This window comes from Allosediminivita pacifica (assembly GCF_003054175.1).
Classification (GTDB): domain Bacteria; phylum Pseudomonadota; class Alphaproteobacteria; order Rhodobacterales; family Rhodobacteraceae; genus Allosediminivita; species Allosediminivita pacifica.
Genome location: NZ_QBKN01000001.1, coordinates 41,641 through 59,849 on the forward strand (window position 1 = coordinate 41,641; position 18,209 = coordinate 59,849).

At 65.7% G+C, this 18,209-nt stretch carries 16 protein-coding genes; 7 read left to right on the forward strand and 9 right to left on the reverse strand.

Annotation, left to right across the window (positions count from 1 at the left end; translation table 11 throughout):
- Nucleotides 1-415: 415 nt before the first annotated feature.
- The 5 genes from C8N44_RS00190 to coxB all read right to left on the reverse strand — a co-directional run bounded on the left by C8N44_RS00190 (nt 416) and on the right by coxB (nt 3,940).
- The gene (locus tag C8N44_RS00190) at nt 416-1,249 is read right to left on the reverse strand and encodes a cytochrome c oxidase subunit 3 (RefSeq protein WP_107974141.1); all 834 of its coding nucleotides are present in this window, start codon (nt 1,247-1,249) and stop codon (nt 416-418) included.
- A 20-nt stretch (nt 1,250-1,269) separates the two neighbouring features.
- Nucleotides 1,270-1,854, reverse strand: a complete 585-nt coding sequence (locus tag C8N44_RS00195) for a cytochrome c oxidase assembly protein (RefSeq protein ID WP_107974142.1) — start codon at nt 1,852-1,854, stop codon at nt 1,270-1,272.
- Nucleotides 1,844-2,029, reverse strand: a complete 186-nt coding sequence (locus C8N44_RS00200; protein WP_107974143.1) for a hypothetical protein — start codon at nt 2,027-2,029, stop codon at nt 1,844-1,846. Before C8N44_RS00200 ends, C8N44_RS00195 begins: the two co-directional genes overlap by 11 nt.
- Nucleotides 2,020-2,961, reverse strand: coding sequence for a heme o synthase (gene cyoE, locus C8N44_RS00205; protein ID WP_107974144.1), 942 nt, complete (start codon nt 2,959-2,961; stop codon nt 2,020-2,022). Before cyoE ends, C8N44_RS00200 begins: the two co-directional genes overlap by 10 nt.
- Nucleotides 2,962-3,064: 103 nt before the next feature.
- Nucleotides 3,065-3,940 carry a cytochrome c oxidase subunit II gene (gene coxB / locus C8N44_RS00210; RefSeq protein ID WP_107974145.1) on the reverse strand — a complete coding sequence of 292 codons (876 nt, stop codon included), beginning with the start codon at nt 3,938-3,940 and terminating at the stop codon, nt 3,065-3,067.
- 181 nt (nt 3,941-4,121) lie between these two features.
- Here coxB and tldD point away from each other — a divergent pair, with 181 nt between their 5' ends.
- The 6 genes from tldD to C8N44_RS00240 all read left to right on the forward strand — a co-directional run bounded on the left by tldD (nt 4,122) and on the right by C8N44_RS00240 (nt 11,926).
- Complete coding sequence (gene tldD, locus C8N44_RS00215) at nt 4,122-5,543, forward strand: metalloprotease TldD (protein WP_107974419.1); 1,422 nt, start codon at nt 4,122-4,124, stop codon at nt 5,541-5,543.
- 159 nt (nt 5,544-5,702) lie between these two features.
- Nucleotides 5,703-6,848 carry a DNA-processing protein DprA gene (gene dprA / locus C8N44_RS00220; protein WP_107974146.1) on the forward strand — a complete coding sequence of 382 codons (1,146 nt, stop codon included), beginning with the start codon at nt 5,703-5,705 and terminating at the stop codon, nt 6,846-6,848.
- A gap of 221 nt (nt 6,849-7,069) precedes the next feature.
- Nucleotides 7,070-9,841, forward strand: coding sequence for a type I DNA topoisomerase (gene topA, locus C8N44_RS00225; RefSeq protein WP_107974147.1), 2,772 nt, complete (start codon nt 7,070-7,072; stop codon nt 9,839-9,841).
- A gap of 110 nt (nt 9,842-9,951) precedes the next feature.
- Nucleotides 9,952-10,515, forward strand: a complete 564-nt coding sequence (locus C8N44_RS00230) for a L,D-transpeptidase (RefSeq protein ID WP_107974148.1) — start codon at nt 9,952-9,954, stop codon at nt 10,513-10,515.
- A gap of 80 nt (nt 10,516-10,595) precedes the next feature.
- Nucleotides 10,596-11,300, forward strand: a complete 705-nt coding sequence (locus C8N44_RS00235) for a CoA transferase subunit A (protein ID WP_107974149.1) — start codon at nt 10,596-10,598, stop codon at nt 11,298-11,300.
- On the forward strand, nt 11,300-11,926 hold the full coding sequence (locus tag C8N44_RS00240) for a 3-oxoacid CoA-transferase subunit B (RefSeq protein ID WP_107974150.1): 627 nt from the start codon (nt 11,300-11,302) through the stop codon (nt 11,924-11,926). Before C8N44_RS00235 ends, C8N44_RS00240 begins: the two co-directional genes overlap by 1 nt.
- Before the next feature lie 80 nt (nt 11,927-12,006).
- On the opposite strand, the gene C8N44_RS00245 is transcribed toward C8N44_RS00240, so the two are convergent.
- The 3 genes from C8N44_RS00245 to C8N44_RS00255 all read right to left on the reverse strand — a co-directional run bounded on the left by C8N44_RS00245 (nt 12,007) and on the right by C8N44_RS00255 (nt 16,161).
- Nucleotides 12,007-13,515, reverse strand: coding sequence for an SLC13 family permease (locus C8N44_RS00245; protein WP_107974151.1), 1,509 nt, complete (start codon nt 13,513-13,515; stop codon nt 12,007-12,009).
- Nucleotides 13,516-13,743: 228 nt separating this feature from the next.
- Nucleotides 13,744-14,190: a phasin family protein gene (locus C8N44_RS00250; protein WP_107974152.1), complete on the reverse strand. Its 447-nt coding sequence runs from the start codon at nt 14,188-14,190 to the stop codon at nt 13,744-13,746.
- A 168-nt stretch (nt 14,191-14,358) separates the two neighbouring features.
- On the reverse strand, nt 14,359-16,161 hold the full coding sequence (locus C8N44_RS00255) for a PHA/PHB synthase family protein (protein WP_107974153.1): 1,803 nt from the start codon (nt 16,159-16,161) through the stop codon (nt 14,359-14,361).
- 129 nt (nt 16,162-16,290) lie between these two features.
- Here C8N44_RS00255 and phaZ point away from each other — a divergent pair, with 129 nt between their 5' ends.
- The gene (phaZ, locus tag C8N44_RS00260; RefSeq protein WP_107974154.1) at nt 16,291-17,553 is read left to right on the forward strand and encodes a polyhydroxyalkanoate depolymerase; all 1,263 of its coding nucleotides are present in this window, start codon (nt 16,291-16,293) and stop codon (nt 17,551-17,553) included.
- Between the two features lie 124 nt (nt 17,554-17,677).
- On the opposite strand, the gene C8N44_RS00265 is transcribed toward phaZ, so the two are convergent.
- Nucleotides 17,678-18,208, reverse strand: a complete 531-nt coding sequence (locus C8N44_RS00265; RefSeq protein ID WP_107974155.1) for an adenine phosphoribosyltransferase — start codon at nt 18,206-18,208, stop codon at nt 17,678-17,680.
- Nucleotide 18,209 lies beyond the last annotated feature (1 nt).

Sequence of the window (18,209 nt, forward strand, 5' to 3'; positions counted from 1 at the left end):
CGGGGCGCGGCTGGCGCCAGCGGCCGAGCTCAATGACGTCGTAGGCGGGTGGCGAAGCCGAGGCAAAGCCTTCCGAGCTGAAGCATCGACTGCCGCGTCGCGCATAACCCGTTCCGAGCGCGGAGCGCCCCGCGCGGAATCAAGGGGCGTCAGCCCCGCCGCGCATCGCAGCCGCGCTCCCATGCGGCGGCGATTTGGTGACGCTGGGAGCTTCGCGTCGAGGTTTTGCGGACTGGCTGGGATAAATCGAGGGGAACAGCAGTTCGGATCGCCACCGCGCGCGGCTGCGATGCGTGGCTTCGCGCCCCGGCGCGGGGAGAGTTCATTGCTCGCTGGGCCGCCCGGAGACAGACCTTGGCAAAGAAAAAGGCGCGCCACGGGGGCGCGCCTTTGCCTGTCCGAACCGGTGGCCGGTTCAGCCGCCCCAGATGTAGATCGAGGCGAAGAGGAAGAGCCAGACCACGTCGACGAAGTGCCAGTACCAGGCGGCGGCCTCGAAGCCGACGTGCTTCTCGGGGGTGAAGTCACCCGCCATGAGGCGCATCAGGCAGACGAAGAGGAAGATCGTCCCGATGATCACGTGCGCGCCGTGGAAGCCGGTCGCCATGAAGAAGTTGGCGCCGTAGATGTTGCCGGAGAAGCCGAAGGCGGCGTGGCTGTACTCGTAACCCTGGAAGAAGGTGAAGAGAAGGCCGAGACCGATGGCGATGATCAGGCCCCACTTCATGTCCTGGCGGTTGTTCTCGTGCACCAGCGCGTGGTGCGCCCAGGTGGCCGCGGCGCCCGAGCACAGCAGGATCAGCGTGTTGATCAGCGGCAGGTGCCAGGGATCGAAGGTCTCGATGCCGGCGGGAGGCCAGACGCCTTCGGCGCCGGGGACGCTGGGGTCGAGCGGGTAGAGCGCGTGTTTGAAGAAGCTCCAGAACCAGGCGAAGAAGAACATCACCTCGGACATGATGAAGAGGATGAAGCCGTACTTCAGGCCGATCCGCACGACGGGGGCGTGGTCGCCCGCGCGGCTTTCGGCGATCACGTCCGACCACCAGCCGAACATGACATAGAGCACGCCGACGAAGCCGATCAGGAAGAGCCAGGGGCCCGAGACCGGGATGGTGCCGAAGAGGATCGTGAAGCCGCCCGACATCCAGCCGACGGCGCCGAAGAGCATGAGGAACGCCGCCACCGAGGCCAGGAAGGGCCATACGGAGGGGCTCAGGATGTGGTAGTCGTGGTTCTTAGCATGGGCCATGGCAGATCCCTCGTTTGGCGTCAGTTGACGGTTTCGCCGTCGGTTTTATCGCTCAGTGCGGCCTGCTGGTAGTCCTCCGGCAGGTCGATCTCGTGGAAGGTGTAGGACAGGGTGATGTGGTTCGTGTGCTTGGCGTCGCGGTCCTCGACGATGCCCGGATCCACGAAGTAGCTGACCGGCATGATCGCCCGTTCGCCGGGCTGGAGCACCTGCTCGGTGAAGCAGAAGCAGTCGATCTTGATGAAGTAGCTGCCAGCGTCGAAGGGGTAGACGTTGTAGCTGGCCGAGCCCGCGACGACGCGGTCGGTGGGGTTGTAGGCCTCGTAGAAGGCGAGGCCCTCTTCGCCGATGCGCAGCGTCATTTCGGTCTGCTGGGGTTTGAACTCCCACGGCATGCCGCGTTCCTTGGAGGCGTCGAACTTCACCTTGATGGTGCGATCGAGGATCTCGGCGTCAGCGCTTTCGGCGCGACCGGTTTCGCCGCCGTAGCCGGTGACGGCGCAGAAGAGGTTGTAGAGCGGGACCGAGGCCCAGGCCATGGCGCCCATGAAGGCCACCACGCCGATGGTGGAGGCGAGTGTCTTCGTCTTGCGATCAAGAGCCATTGCCACCCTCCGTCTGTTGTTGGGCGGCGCGCGTCTCGGGGCTGTAGGCGCCGCCGCCGATCTTGGCGATGGTCATCCCGAAGAGGATGGCGATGAAGGCTGCGAGCACCAGTCCGACGCCGGCGTTGCGGCCACGGCGGCGCTTGTGCAGTTCGTGTTCGTGGGTCAGGCCCATGGGTAGCCTCCAAGCCGGTCGATACCGGCCTCGATGAGGATCGCGCCGAAATGCGCGAAGAGATAGAGGAGCGATAGCTTGAAGAATTTCTTTTCGGTGACGTAGCCGTCCGCCTCGGCCTGGTCCTCGGTCCGGCGCCAGATGTCCACGGCGCCCTTCAGGAACAGGGCGTTCAGGACCACCGCGGTGGCAAGGTAGACCGGGCCGCCAACCTGGGTGAAGCCGGTGCCGACGGCGAGCGCGGCGAGCAGGGCGGTGTAGACGATGATGTGCACGCGGGTCGCGCGCCGGCCGTGGGTCACGGTCAGCATCGGCACGGTGGCCTTGTCGTAGTCGCCCTTCACGAAGAGGGCGAGCGCCCAGAAGTGCGGCGGCGTCCACATGAAGGTCAGGCAGAACATCAGCACCGAGGCGACCGAGATGTCGCCGGTGGCCGCGGCCCAGCCGATCATCGGGGGAAAGGCGCCGGCGGCGCCGCCGATGACGATGTTCTGGGGCGTCGAGCGCTTGAGCCACATCGTGTAGATCACGACGTAGAAGAAGATGGTGAAGGCCAGCAGTCCGCCGGCGAGCCAGTTCGTGGCGAGCCCGAGGAACACCACCGAGAAGCCCGACAGGACAAGGCCGATGGCCAGCGCCTCGGAGGCGTCGACGCGGCCGGTGGGGACGGGCCGGCCGGCGGTGCGCTTCATCAGGGCGTCGATGTCGGCATCGTACCACATGTTCAGCGCGCCGGAGGCGCCGCCGCCCACCGCGATGAAGAGGATCGCGCAGAAACCCAGGAAGGGATTGATCGGCGTCGGCGCGGCCAGCATGCCGACGAAGGCGGTGAAGACCACCAGCGTCATGACGCGGGGCTTGAGCAGGGCGAAGTAGTCCTTGAACTCGGCATCGCCGGTCTGGGCCGGGCTGGTCACGCTGGCGTCGGTCATGGGGCGGGCTCGCTCCTGCGGGTCGTTCCGGATCGGGCGCGCGTGGATCGCGCGCCCGACTGATATAGCCTGTGTGCGCCCCCGGTCAGGGGCGCCGCGCGGATCAGTTGGTCAGGACCTCACGCACGTCGGTGTACCAGCCCTCTTCCTTGGAGTTGGCGAGCCAGGCGTCGTAGGCCTCCTGGCTGACCACCTTGACGGTGATGGGCATGTAGGCGTGGTAGATGCCGCAGAGTTCCGAGCACTGGCCGAAGTAGGTGCCTTCGCGCTCGGGGGTGAACCAGAGCTCGGCCAGGCGGCCGGGGACGGCGTCCTGCTTCACGCCGAAAGCGGGGATGGTCCAGGAGTGGATCACGTCGGCGCCCGTCACCTGCATCACGATGGTGGAGCCCACTGGCACGACCACGGCGGTGTCGGAGGCCAGCAGGAATTCGTCACGGCTGTAGCCGGCGTCCTGAAGCTGCTGCTCGACCTCGGGGGTGAGGCGGTTGTCGCCGCCGCCGAACGGTGCGCCGATCATGTAGCTGTCGTAGGCCAGATCCTCGCCCACGTATTCGTAGCCCCAGTACCACTGGTAGCCGGTCACCTTGATGGTGATGTCGCCGTCGGGAATCTCCTGCTGCTTGAAGAGCACCGGCAGCGAGAAGGCACCGATGAAGACGAGGATCAGCACGGGGCCGAGCGTCCAGGCAATCTCGACGGGGGTGTTGTGGGTGAAGCGGGCCGGGGTCGCGTTGCGGCTGCGGCGGAAACGCACGATGCAGTAGACGATCAGCGCGGCCACGAAGAGCGTGATGGCGGTGATGATGACGAGGATCATGCCGTCCAGCCAGTGGATGTCGCGGGCCAGCTCAGTCGCCGCGGGCTGAAAGCCAACGGCGCCGTTGGTGGGCTTGCCGACGATTTCCAGATCCTGCGCGAGGGCCGGTGCGGCGATCAGGCTGGCCATCAGGCCGGTCAGCATCGTGTTACGTTTCATATGTCACCCGGTTGTTCGTCTGAAAATTGGCTCGCTCGCGCCGGAATGCGGGGCCCGCGCCACGCGCGCACCTCACCCGTTGCGTTTGGCGGGTGTCAAACCATATTCTGATGACCCGATAAAGAATATCCCTTGCGGCAAACCGCCGCTTTTCTTGATCCATGTCAAATTCGAGGCCCTTATGACCGATGCGCCCTTCCGCCCATTCGAGACCCTGCTGGACCGGGACGCGGCCCTTTCGGTGCTGCGTGACGCGACGGCAGGGGCCGATGACGGCGAGCTCTTCCTGGAGCGGCGGCGCTCGGAATCGCTGGTTCTCGACGACGGCCGAATCCGCACGGCCAGCTACGACGCGGCGCAGGGCTTCGGCCTGCGGGCCGTGCGCGGCGAGGTGGCGGGCTATGCCCATTCCACCGAAATCAGCGAGGCCTCTTTGAAGCGGGCGTCTGAGACCGCGCGGCTTGCGGTGGGCGACGGCGGCGGCACCATCGCCCAGCCGCCACAGGGCACCAACCGCACGCTTTATACCGACGCAGACCCGATCGCGGGCGCGGCCTTTCCCGTGAAGGTCGAAACCCTGCGCGAGATCGATGCCTTCTGCCGCGATCTCGACCCCCGGGTGGTGCAGGTGACGGCGACGATCTCGGCCTCGTTGCAGGAGGTGGCGATCTTGCGGCCCGAGGGCGGTCTGGTCACTGACGTCCGCCCCATGACCCGCGTCAACGTGAGCGTCATCGTGGAGGACGGCGGCCTGCGCGAGGCGGGCACTGCCGGCGGCGGTGGGCGCGTGACGCTCGACGGACTGCTGCAGCCGCAGGACTGGCAGGGCAAGGCGCGCGAGGCGCTGCGCATCGCGCTGGTGAACCTGCGCGCCGAACCCGCGCCCGCGGGCGTGATGGACATCGTGCTTGGCCCCGGCTGGCCGGGTATCCTGCTGCACGAGGCGGTGGGCCATGGGCTTGAAGGCGACTTCAACCGCAAGAAATCCTCGGCCTTTGCCGGGCTGATGGGTCAGCAGGTGGCGGCGAAGGGCGTGACGGTGCTGGACGACGGGACGATTCCCGACCGGCGCGGGTCGATCACCGTGGACGACGAAGGCACGCCCTCGGGCAAGAACGTCCTGATCGAGGACGGCGTGCTGGTGGGCTACATGCAGGACCGGCAGAACGCGCGGCTCATGGGCGTGGAGCCCACCGGCAACGGTCGGCGCGAGAGCTTTGCCCATATCCCCATGCCGCGCATGACCAACACCTACATGCTGGGCGGCGACAGCGACCCGCAGGATATCGTGGGCGATCTGAAGGACGGGATCTGGGCCGTGGGCTTTGGCGGCGGGCAGGTGGACATTACCAACGGCAAGTTCGTGTTCAGTTGCACCGAGGCCTACCGCGTGAAGGACGGCAAGGTCGGCGCGCCGGTGAAGGGCGCCACGCTGATCGGCGACGGCGCTACCGCGCTGCAGCAGATCCGCGCGATCGGCAACGACATGGCGCTGGACCCGGGCATGGGCAACTGCGGCAAGAACGGCCAGTGGGTGCCGGTGGGCGTGGGCCAGCCCACGGTGATGATCGGCGGGCTCACGGTCGGCGGCTCGGGCGGCTGAGCGCCTTGCGGCTGAGTCCGCGCCGCGAGGGCGGTGGCGCGGAAAAAAGTCGTCCTTCATTTCAGGTGCTTGGGTAAAAGCCGGGTGCGTGCCTTCGTTGGTTTACCTAGGATTAACCAATGCTGTCCTAGACCTGTTCTTGCAAGAGACGGGGCAAGGATGATGGACGACAGCTACTCTTCCACTCACCCCCCACTCCCACCCACCACGGAAGATGACCGTCTTTCCTGGCTTCGTCTCTTGCGCTCCCGCCGTGTCGGCGTGAGCACCTTTTTCCGGCTTCTCGGTGAACACGGCAGCGCGCAGGCGGCGCTCGAGGCATTGCCCGATGTCGCGGCAGGTGCCGGCGTGCGCGACTACCGGGCCTGTCCGCCCGATGTGGCGGCAGCCGAGCTTCAGGCCGCGTCTCGGGCGGGGGCGCGGATGGTCTGCTTCGGCAGCCCCGATTACCCGCCGCTTCTGTCCGAGATTTCCGATCCGCCGCCTTTCCTCTGGGTGCGTGGCGACGTTTCGGCCCTGGCGCGCGATTGTGTGGCGCTTGTCGGAGCGCGCAATGCCTCGTCACTGGGGCTGCGCATGGCGCGCGCGCTGTCCGCCGGGCTGGGCGAGGCGGGGTTCGTCGTGGCCTCGGGGCTGGCGCGCGGGATCGACACGGCGGCGCATCGTGCGGCGCTGGAAAACGGCACCGTGGGGGTGCTGGCGGGCGGCGTGGACGTGATCTACCCGGCCGAAAACACGACGCTGGCGGAGGACATCCTCGGGGCAGGCGGGGCGCTGGTGTCGGAGGCGCCCATGGGCCTTCAGCCGCAGGCGCGGCATTTCCCGGCACGCAACCGCATCGTGTCAGGTGTGGCGCGCGGGCTTGTCGTGGTCGAGGCGGCGGCCAAGTCCGGGTCGCTGATCACCGCGCGGGCCGCGGCGGAACAGGGGCGCGAGGTCATGGCCGTGCCCGGCCATCCCTTCGATGCGCGTGCGGGGGGCTGCAACATGCTGATCCGCGACGGCGCGCGGCTGGTGCGCGGGGCCGATGACGTGGTGGAGGCGCTGCCGCTGGCCGATGCGCCGGCGCCGCAGCGCGACCTGCCGCTCGAGATTCCCGAGGCGCCGCCCGAAAGGCGCAGTCTACGGGAAACGGCGGATCTGCACGGGCAGATCCTGGCGCGGCTGGGGCAGGCGCCGCTGGCCGAGGATCAGCTCATCCGGGACCTTGCCGCGCCTTCGGGGGCGGTGTCGCCGGTGCTGACGGACCTGGAACTCGAAGGGCGTATCCGCAGGCAACCCGGCGGACTGCTGTCGCTTCGCTAGCGGGGTGCCGGGTCGGAGTCTTGTTCGGAAGGCTGATTTAACTAACTGTAATAAAGATATAATTTAGCACATCGTGGGGCGGCAGGCGGCTCCTCGCCGTGGCGCTGCTCCCGACAAGGTCATGACCTGCCGGATTGACAAAAGGGTCTTGCACCCCACATGGCTGGTCGCCATACGCGCCCCGAGCAGCGCCAGAGCGCACCAATAAGAGGTTCCCCCACATGCCCGTCGTCGTCGTGGAATCCCCGGCCAAGGCCAAGACCATCAACAAGTACCTTGGCTCCGACTACACGGTTCTGGCGTCCTACGGGCACGTGCGGGACCTGCCGCCCAAGGACGGCTCGGTCGATCCCGACCATGATTTCCAGATGAAGTGGGAAATCGCCAACGACTCGCGCAAGCATGTCGCGGCGATCGCCGAGGCGCTGAAGAGCGACGACAACCTCATCCTCGCCACCGACCCCGATCGCGAGGGCGAGGCGATCAGCTGGCACCTCAAGGAGGCGCTGACCAAGCGCCGGTCGATCAAGAAATCGACCGAGGTGAGCCGCGTGACCTTCAACGCGATCACGCAGAAAGCCGTGACCGAGGCGATGAAGAACCCGCGCGACATCGACGCGCCGCTGGTCGAGGCCTATCTGGCGCGCCGTGCGCTCGACTACCTCGTGGGCTTCAACCTGTCGCCGGTGCTCTGGCGCAAGCTGCCGGGCGCGAAATCGGCGGGGCGCGTGCAGTCGGTCTGCCTGCGGCTCATCGTCGAGCGCGAGATGGAGATCGAGGCCTTCCGGCCGCGCGAATACTGGCAGGTGCGCGCGCAGCTCGCTACGCCGCGGGGGCAGGATTACGAGGCGCGCCTGACCATGCTGGCGGGCAAGAAGCTCGACCGTTACGACATCGAGAACGCGACACAGGCCGAGATGGCGGTGCAGGCGATCACGTCGCGCGCGCTCAAGGTCGACAGCGTCGAGGCCAAGCCCGGCTCGCGCAACCCGTCGGCGCCCTTCATGACTTCGACCCTGCAGCAGGAAGCCAGCCGCAAGTTCGGCATGGGTGCGCGCCAGACCATGGGTGCGGCGCAGCGGCTCTACGAGGCCGGGCACATCACATACATGCGGACCGACGGCATCGACATGGCGCCCGAGGCGGTCATGTCGGCGCGCGACGCGATCAAGGAGCGCTACGGCGACAACTACGTGCCGAAGTCGCCGCGCATGTACAAGAACAAGGCCAAGAACGCGCAGGAGGCGCACGAGTGCATCCGTCCCACGGACATGCGCAAGGATGCCCCGGCGCTGAAGCTGACCGACGCGGACCAGCGCAAGCTTTACGACCTGATCTGGAAGCGCACGATTGCTTGCCAGATGGAGGCCGCGCGGCTGGAGCGCACCACGGTCGAGATCCGCAGCGACGACGGCCAGGTGGGCCTGCGCGCCACGGGGCAGGTGGTGCTGTTCGACGGCTTCCTGCGTGTCTACGAGGAAGGCCGCGACGAGCCCGTCGAGGACGACGACAAGCGCCTGCCGCAGATCCACGAGGGCGAGCCCGCGAAATTCGCCAAGGACGCGCCGCTGGCCGGGGCCTATGCCAAGGCGAGCGGGTCCGAGGATGAGGTGGTCGAGGCCAAGACCGGCGGCATGCAGCAGTCCGAGGCGGCCGTTCTGGCCGAGAACGGCGCTGTGCTGGCCACGCAAAGCCACACGCAGCCGCCGCCACGCTACACCGAGGCGACGCTGGTCAAGCGGATGGAAGAGCTCGGCATCGGACGGCCCTCGACCTATGCCAGCATCGTCACGACGATCCAGGACCGCGAATACGTCCGCAAGGAGCAGAACCGCCTGATCCCCGAGGACAAGGGCCGGATCGTGACGATCTTCCTGCTCAACTTCTTCAAGCGTTACGTGGAATACGATTTCACCGCCGCGCTCGAGGAAGAACTGGACCACGTCAGCGCGGGCGAGAGCGACTACAAGGAGCTGCTGGCGCAGTTCTGGCGCGATTTCAGTGCGGCCATCGCCGAGACCTCCGAGTTGCGCATCGCGGAGGTGCTCGACGTGCTGGACGACGCGCTAGCGCCGCAGCTTTATCCGCCGCGCGAGGATGGTTCGGACCCGAGGACCTGCCCGCTGTGCGGCGAGGGGCAACTGCATCTCAAGACCTCGCGCTCGGGCGGCTTTGTCGGTTGCTCGCGCTACCCCGAGTGCCGCTACACCCGCCCCATCGGCGGCGAGGGCGAAGGCAACGAGGACCGCGTCCTGGGCGAGGACGAGAACGGCGAGGAAATCAGCCTGCGCACCGGGCGCTTCGGCCCCTACGTGCAGCGTGGCGAGGTCACCGAAGAGAACAAGAAGCCCCAGCGCGCGAGCCTGCCCAAGGGCTGGCAGGCCGACGAGATGACGCTGGAAAAGGCGCTGACACTGCTGAGCCTGCCGCGCATCGTGGGGGAACACCCCGACGGCGGCGAGGTGAAGTCGAACTTCGGCCGGTTCGGGCCTTACATCTTCCACAAGGCCCCGGACGAGGAAAAGGGCGTCTACGCCAACCTCAAGGATCAATCCGACGTCTTCGAGATCGGTATGAACCGCGCGGTGGAGCTTCTGGCCCACAAGCGCGCGAACCCCGGTCGCGGGCGCAGTGCGGCGGCCAAGGCGCTGGTCGAGTTGGGCGAGCATCCCGACGAGGGCGGGGCGGTCAACATCATGGACGGGCGCTATGGCCCCTACGTGAAGTGGGGCAAGGTGAACGCCACGCTGCCTAAAGACACCGAGCCCAAGGACGTGACCATGGAGATGGCGGTGCAACTGATCTCCGAAAAGGCGGCGAAGTCGGGCAAGAAGGCACCCGCCAAGAAGACGGCGGCCAAGAAGACCACGACGAAGAAGACGGCGTCGAAGTCGACGGCCTCCAAGTCGACCGCAAAGAAGACGACGGCCAAGAAGACCACATCCAAGTCCACGGCGAAGAAGAAGGCTGACAGCTCGGCCTCGGACGAGTGAGCTGTGGCATATCCGCACTCACATAGTGCGTGAGGAATGTGTGATTTCACTTCTGCCTGATTGCCTGTCACCACTGCGGTGACAGGCAATCAGGCAGGAGGCCCTCCCCGATGACAGGCAACAGATTTTCCCGGCGCAGGCTGCTTGGCACCGCGGGTGCGGCGCTGGTCATGCCGGCCGTGGCGCGCGCGCAGGAAGACCCCGAGACCATCGTGCGGCGCAACATGTCGAGCTTTGTCGGCCTCGACTGGCGCGATCACTTCGACGACCTGGGCGTGGCGACCATCGTCTGCGACACGCGGGCCCGGGCGCTGCATTACTGGTCGGGCGACGGCAGCGATTACCGCGTCTATCCCACCTCGGTGCCGCGCACCGAGGAGCTGACCAAGCGCGGCTATACCGAGATCGTGCGCAAGAAGGTCGGCCCCGACTGGACCCCGACGCCAAGCCAGCTGGAGCGGTTTCCCGACTGGGAATACATGCCGCCGGGGCCGGACAACCCCTTGGGAACGCACGCGATGTACCTTAGCTGGCCCGCCTACATCATCCACGGCACGCAGGACACCCGCAAGATCGGGCGGCGGTCGTCGGACGGCTGCATCGGGCTTTACAACGAGAAGATCGAGGAGCTGTTCGGCATCGCGCCGGTGGGCACGCAGGTCCGGCTGATCTGACGTGGCGGCCCCCCCGCGTTGACTTTGCTGCGCCTGCACGGCACACCAATGGCGATATCCTGTTGAAGGGAGGGGTCTTCATGAAAAAGGTATACGGGTCGGCCGCGGAGGCGCTCGACGGGCTGCTGCGCGACGACATGCTGATCGCGGCCGGCGGCTTCGGGCTGTGCGGCATTCCCGAACTGCTGATCGACGCCATCGTCGACAGCGGCGTGAAGGGGCTGACCGTGGCGTCCAACAACGCGGGCGTCGACGATTTCGGTCTCGGCAAGCTGCTGGCGACGCGGCAGGTCAAGAAGATGATGTCGTCCTACGTGGGCGAGAACGCCGAGTTCATGCGGCAGTACCTGTCGGGCGAGCTGGAGCTGGAGTTCAACCCTCAGGGCACGCTGGCCGAGCGCATGCGCGCCGGTGGTGCCGGCATCGCGGGCTTCTACACGCGCACCGGCTACGGCACGCAGATCGGCGAAGGCAAGGAAGTGAAGAAGTTCGGCGAGGATCACTATATCCTCGAGGAAGGCATCTTCGCGGACCTCGCCATCGTGAAGGCCTGGAAGGCCGACACCAGCGGCAACTGCGTGTTCCGCAAGACGGCGCGCAACTTCAACCCGCCGGCGGCCATGTGCGGCAAGGTCTGCGTCATGGAGGTCGAGGAGATCGTCGAGCCGGGCGAGCTTGACCCCGACGCCATCCACCTGCCGGGCATCTACGTGCACCGCCTGATCCAGGGCGAGCACGAGAAGCGCATCGAGAAGGTCACCACCCGCAAGAAGGAGGCCGTGTAATGCCCTGGGATCGCGACCAGATGGCCGAACGCGCCGCGCAGGAACTCGAGGACGGCACCTACGTGAACCTCGGGATCGGCATCCCGACGCTGGTGGCCAACTACATCGGTGACAAGGACATCACGCTGCAGTCCGAGAACGGCATGCTGGGCATGGGGCCCTTTCCCTATGAGGGCGAGGAAGACCCCGACCTGATCAACGCCGGCAAGCAGACGATCACCGAGCTGCCCAAGACGGCCTATTTCGACAGCGCCACCAGCTTTGCCATGATCCGGGGCGGCAAGATCGCCGCCGCGATCCTGGGCGCCATGGAAGTGGCCGAGAACGGGGATCTCGCCAACTGGATGATCCCCGGCAAGCTCGTGAAGGGCATGGGCGGGGCCATGGACCTTGTCGCCGGGGTGAAAAAGGTCGTGGTGGTGATGGACCACACCAACAAGGCGGGCGAGCCGAAGCTGCTCAAGGAATGCACCCTGCCGCTGACCGGCACGGGCGTAGTGAACCGGATCATCACCAATCTCGGCGTGCTCGACGTGGTCGAGGGCGGTCTGAAAATCGTGGAATGCGCGCCCGAGGTCACCGAGCAGGAGATCCGCGACAAGACCGAGGCGACGATCGTCAACTGAGGTCTGCGCCGCTTTAGAGACGCGAACGCCCCCGCAGGTACCTGCGGGGGCGCTTCTTTTTGGGGTGTCTCGCTTGGGCGTTACGGCGCGATGCCGAAGACCGGCCCGGCGAGGAAACGCATGGCGAGGAAGACCGCCACTACGCTGCAGAGGTTCAGGACCACGCCGGCGCGTGCCATGTCGGCGAGCGTCATCCTCTCGTAGGAGAAGACGATGGCGTTGGGCGGAGTCGCCACGGGCATCATGAAGGCCATGGAGGCGCCGAGCGCGACAGGCACCGTCAGCCACGGCACATCAAGCCCGATGCCCACGGCCACGGCGCCGAGGATCGGCAGGAAAGTGGCCGTCGAGGCGGTGTTGGACGTGATCTCGGTCAGCAGGATGATGCAGACCGCAACCGCGACGATCAGCAGCCAGAGGTTCGCCCCTTCGAGCGCCGCGACACGGTCGCCGATCCAGCCGGCAAGACCTGTGGCGTCGAAGGCCCCTGCAAGGGCGAGACCGCCGCCGAAGAGCATCAGCACCCCCCAGGGCAGGGTGCGCGCCACGCCCCAGTCGAGTACGAAGCCCTGCGACTTGCCCGCCGGAATTGCGAAGAGAAGCACCGCGGCAGTCATGGCAATGCCCGCGTCGTTGATCGGCAGGCCGAGGAAGCTGCGCGTGATCCAGAAGAAGGCCGCGAGGCCGAAGATCACGGCGACGATGATCTCGCCGCGTTCCATGCTGCCCAGTTCCTCGTACTCGCGGTCGATGACCGATCGCACGCCGCCCAGTTCGAGGCCGCCCATGGGGAAGACCAGCCGGGTCAGAACGAGAAAGGCCACGGGCAGCATCACGATGACAACCGGGACGCCCAGCAGCATCCATTGCAGGAAGCCGATCTCGACGTCGTAACTGTCGGACAGCGTGCCGGCGAGCAGGGCGTTGGGCGGCGTGCCGATGAGCGTGCCGACGCCGCCGATTGAGGCGGCGTAGGCGATGGCCAGCATCAACGCGACACCGAAGTTGTGCACCAGCTTCTTGTCGTCCACGCGCTCGTCGATGAAGTCGATCACCGAAACGCCCACCGCGTACATCATCACCGCCGTTGCCGTGTTGGAGATCCACATGGAAAGGAAGGCCGTCGAGAGCATGAAGCCCATGACGATGCGCGAAGGCGTGCTGCCGATGGCACGCACGATCATCAGCGCGATGCGCCGGTGCAGGCCCCATTTCTGCATCGCACCGGCCAGGATGAACCCGCCGAGGAAGAGAAAGATGAGGTCGTTGCCGTAGCGTGGCGTGACGTCGTCCACCGGCTGGATGCCGAAGATCGGCAGGAGCACGATGGGAAGGAGCGCTGTTGCGGCGAGAGGGATCGCCTCTGTCAGCCACCAGATCACCATCCAGGCGGCCACGGCCACGAGGTGCCATGCCTCGATCGGCATGTCGGGTGGGGCAGGGAGGAAGAAGAGGATCGCGGCGGCGACCGGTCCCGCGACCAGCGCGATCAGCTTGCCGTTGGAGATGGCTTCGTCCGGCGTGTCGTGCGGCGGGTGATTCGGGTCTGACTGTGCCTGGGCTTCCCGTTCCGTGGCCGGTTTGCGCATCTCGTCCCTCTCTATCTTGTTCCTTGTCGGACCTGTCGGGGACGCCCGCGAGGCGCCAGCCCGACGTAGGGTCATTCAAGTAAAATTCACGGAGCAACCAAGGGTTCCCCGCACACGCAAAAAGGGCGGGATCCGAAGATCCCGCCCAGGAAATTGCGCCAGAATGGGAGGAGAGGGCGCAATATCCGTCTCAGCCGTCACGTCGTCAGTTCGGGCTGAATTGCCCGATCACTTGGCCGGTGCGGCTTTCTTGGCTGCCGTGGTCATGTCGTCGGTCGCTTTCTTCATGGCGGCCGTCGCATCCTCGGTCATGTCCTTGCCCGCGGCCATCATCAGCTCGACGGTGTCCATCTGGACCTTCTTCGCGATCTCGGCGAAGGCGGCCATGTGCTCGGCCATCACTTCTGCCTGCGAGGAGGCGAAGTCGGTCATGGCCTTGGCGTAGTCGGCCGGCTCGTCCTTGGCTTTGGACATTTCGCCCATCTTGGTGATGGTGTCCTTGGTCCACTTGGCGGAAATCTCGGTGGATTTCTCGGCCGCTTCCAGTGCGACTGCCGAAAGCTTCTCGCTCAGGGTCGCCTGGGTCTTGAACGCGTCTTCCATGGCCTTGGTGTCGACCGGGAAGCTGCCCATGACGTCTTTCATCATGGTGGTGAAATCTTGTGTCTTGGCCATAGCTATTGATCCCCTTGCTTTGCCATTCAACCCGCATGCACTCGTCATCGCGGGTCGGCCCCGCGGTTCATTCAACTTTCACGAATATGCATGCTGCACCGCAGCATTTCAAGGGAAATTCTGCGCCGCGGCATGCACAGAGTGACGCAGCGGTAGTCAGTTACCGTCTCAGCGGGCCTGATCGGCGCCTTTCAGCCTGACGTAGGTACCGGGGGCGTCCGCGAGGGCGGGATAGTCGCCATCTCCGGGGATTCGCGCGGGCACCTTCTTGCCGCCACGCTTCTTCAGCCAGGCCTCCCACGTGGGCCACCACGAGCCCGCGTGCTGTTCGGCCTTCTCGCGCCATTCCTCGGGCGAGAGCTTGAGGTCGTCGTTGGTGAAATGGCCGTACTTCTTTTTCGTGGGCGGGTTCACGATGCCGGCGATGTGCCCCGACTGACCGAGAATGAAGGTCTTGGAGCGCGATCCCATCATCTGCACGCCGCGGTAGACATCCTTCCAGGCGGCGATGTGGTCGGTTTCGGCCGCGACCGAGATCACGGGGACGTCCACGTCGCGGACGTCGAGCGTTTCGCCCAGAAGTTCGAAGGTGCCCTCGGCGAACTTGTTGTCCTGGCAGAGCCCGCGCAGATATTGCGTGAACATGCGCCCCGGCAGGTTCGATCCGTCGCCGTTCCAGTAGAGCAGGTCGAAGGCGGGGGGTGTTTCGCCCATCATGTAGGAGCGGATCGCGGGCCCGTAGATCAGGTCGTTCGAGCGCAGGTAGGAAAAGGTCCGCGCCATGATGAACGACGGCAGGATGCCTTCCTGGTTGATCTCCTGCTCGATCCCGTCGGCAAAGTCGTTCTGCAGGAAGGGCGTGAATTCCCCCTGGTCCGAGAAGTCGGTGAGGGCGGTGAAGAAGGTCGCCGATTTCACCTGCTTGTCGCCGCGTTTCTTGAGCAGCGAGAGCGTGAGGGCCAGCGTCGTGCCCGCGATGCAGTAGCCCACGACGTTGAGCTTCTCGACACCGCAGATCTCGCGCACGACGCGCATGGCGGTGAGGAAGCCCTCTTCGATGTAGTCCTCGAGCCCGACGTCGCGGTAGGCGCCGTCGGGATTGACCCAGCTGACCACGAAGAGCGTGTAGCCCTGATCCACGACCCAGCGGATCAGGCTGTTTTCGGGCTTGAGGTCGAGGATGTAGTACTTGTTGATCCAGGGCGGGAAGAGAACGATCGGTGTCTCGTGCACCTGCTCGGTGGTGGGGCTGTACTGGATCACCTCCATCATCCGGTTGCGGTAGACGACCTTGCCCTCGGCGGTGGCGATGTTGGTGCCGATCTCGAAGGCGCTCTCGTCGGCGAGCCGCACGATCAGTTCGCCATTGTTGGCCTCGAGGTCGCGCACGAGGTTCTCGAGCCCCAGCACCAGGCTTTCGCCCTCGGTCTCGACGGCCTTCTGAAGGGCGTCGGGATTGGTGGCGAGGAAGTTGGTCGGCGAAAAAAGGTTGACGATCTGGTGGGCGAAGTAGCGCAGGCGGCGCTTTTCCACCGGATCCATGTCCTCGATGTCCTCGACGGCGTTGGAAATCGCCTCGGCGTTAATGAGATATTGTTGCTTCACGTAGTTGAAGTACGGATGTGAATCCCAAAGCGGGTTCGCGAACCGCTTGTCGCTGGGGCCCGGATCCTCGGGCGCCTGGAGCTTTCCCTTGGCCAGCATCTGCTGCGCCTCGACGAAATGGGTGACCGTCTTGCCCCAGTAATCGACCTGATGCTCGATGATTTTCGCGGGGTTGTGCAGCCATTCCTGCCAGTAGGCCTGCGCCGCCTTGAGGTAGAGTCCCTGGTCCGGCCCGTTCAGCGACGGCGGTGTCGGATGTCGGTGGCTCAGCACGTTGACGAGGCGTTCGGACAGCTCTTCAAGACGCGCGAGGTTTTCTTGCATCCGTTCACGGTTTTCGGTCGTACCGACGTCATTTGTTGTCATCGAAACCTTTCCCCCCTATCCTCTGGGTCAAGACTAACGTCGCTGGGGTCGGGGGGAAAGCGACGAATTGGCTCGGGTCCGGCCCCCTTTGGCGCGTGGCTCGGCCGTCTAGAACAGGAGCTGGCTGTCATGCGCTACATGGCGACTTACGATCTGATGGAAACGATCCGCAACACCCAACAGTGGCTCGGCGCCACCGCGCGGACCATGGCATCCTACCCGGCGATGGCGCTTGTCCCGAACCCCGCCCTGCAGTGGGCGGCGGCCTGGGGCGAGGTGACGGAACGTGCTTTCGAACGCATGGTCGCACGGCCCGACTGGGGCATCCGCACGCTCACCTGCGAGGACGGGCGCGATCACCTCGTGCATGTCGAGCGGGTGGTGGAACGGCCCTTCGGCGACCTCATCCACTTCAACGTGCACGGGCGCGAAGAACAGCCCCGCAAGATCCTGCTGGTGGCGCCCATGTCCGGGCACTACGCCACGCTGGTGCGCTCGACCGTCATCAGCCTGCTGCCCAATTGCGAGGTCTATGTCACCGACTGGCACAACGCCCGCGATATCCCCGTGAGCTGCGGCAAGTTCGACGTGGAGGATTACACCCTCTACCTTGTGGACTTCATGCGCGAGCTCGGGCCCGACACCAACGTCGTGGCGGTCTGCCAGCCGGCGCCGCTGACGCTGGCGGCCACCGCCTACCTGGCGCAGTCCGACCCCGATGCGCAGCCCCGCACGCTGACCCTCATCGGGGGGCCGATCGATCCCAATGCGACTCCGACCGACGTGACCGACTTCGGTCATTCCGTCACCATGGGTCAGCTGGAGGAAACGATGATCCAGCGCGTCGGCTTCAAGTACAAGGGCGTGGGCCGGATGGTCTATCCGGGCCTGTTGCAGCTGAGCAGTTTCATCAGCATGAACGCCGACCGTCACGCCAAGGCCTTTACCGACCAGATCATGCGCGTCGCGCGGGGTGAGGCGACAGAGCACGACGCCCACAACCGCTTCTACGACGAATACCTTGCCGTCATGGACATGCCGGCCGAATTCTACCTCTCGACGGTGGAACGGATCTTCAAGAATGCCGAGATCGCCAAGAACGAGTTCACGGTGAACGGCGAGAAGGTCGATATCGGGGCCATCACCAACGTCGCGGTCAAGACGGTCGAGGGCGCCAATGACGATATCTCTGCCCCGGGGCAGTGCGTGGCCGCGCTGGACCTGCTGACGGGGCTTCCGGACGAGAAGAAGGCGAGCCATCTCGAGCCGGGTGCCGGTCATTACGGGATCTTCGCGGGCAAGAGCTGGCGCAACAACATCCGGCCGCTGGTGCTCGACTTCATCGACTCCAACGCGCACAAGACCGAACCCGCCAACGTCAACGTCGCCTGATCCAGCGGGGCGCGCCCGTGGGGCGCGCGCCGTGCTGTCGTCGGCGACCTGCGGCCGCCTTCTCCGGCGGGCGCATCTTGCGTCCGATGCGCCGGCGGGTGAATGGCAGAGCCTGCTGTCCGCCTCAGAGACCCTCGTAGACGCAGAGCGCGTGCACATCCATGTCCAGGGATTCGAGCTTCGCGCGGCCGCCGAGGTCGGGCAAGTCGACGATGAAGGCACAGCCGATCACCTCGCCGCCGAGTTTCTCGATCAGCTTGACGCCTGCCTCGGCGGTGCCGCCGGTGGCGAGCAGGTCGTCCACCAGCAGGATCTTCTCGCCCGGCTCGATGGCGTCGTCGTGGATCTCGACCTCGGCCTCGCCGTATTCGAGCTGGTAGGCCTGCCCGATGGTGGCCGCGGGCAGCTTGCCCTTCTTGCGGATCGGCACGAAGCCGGCGCTGAGCTGGTGCGCCACCGCGCCCCCCAAGATAAAGCCGCGCGCCTCAAGCCCCACGACCTTGTCGAAGCGCATCCCCGAATAGGGATGCAGTAGCTGGTCGATGGCCATGCGGAAGCCGCGCGGGCTCGCGAAGAGCGTGGTGACATCGCGGAAGAGGATGCCTTCGTGCGGAAAGTCGGGGATGGTGCGGATGTAGTCCTTGACCTCGGTCATC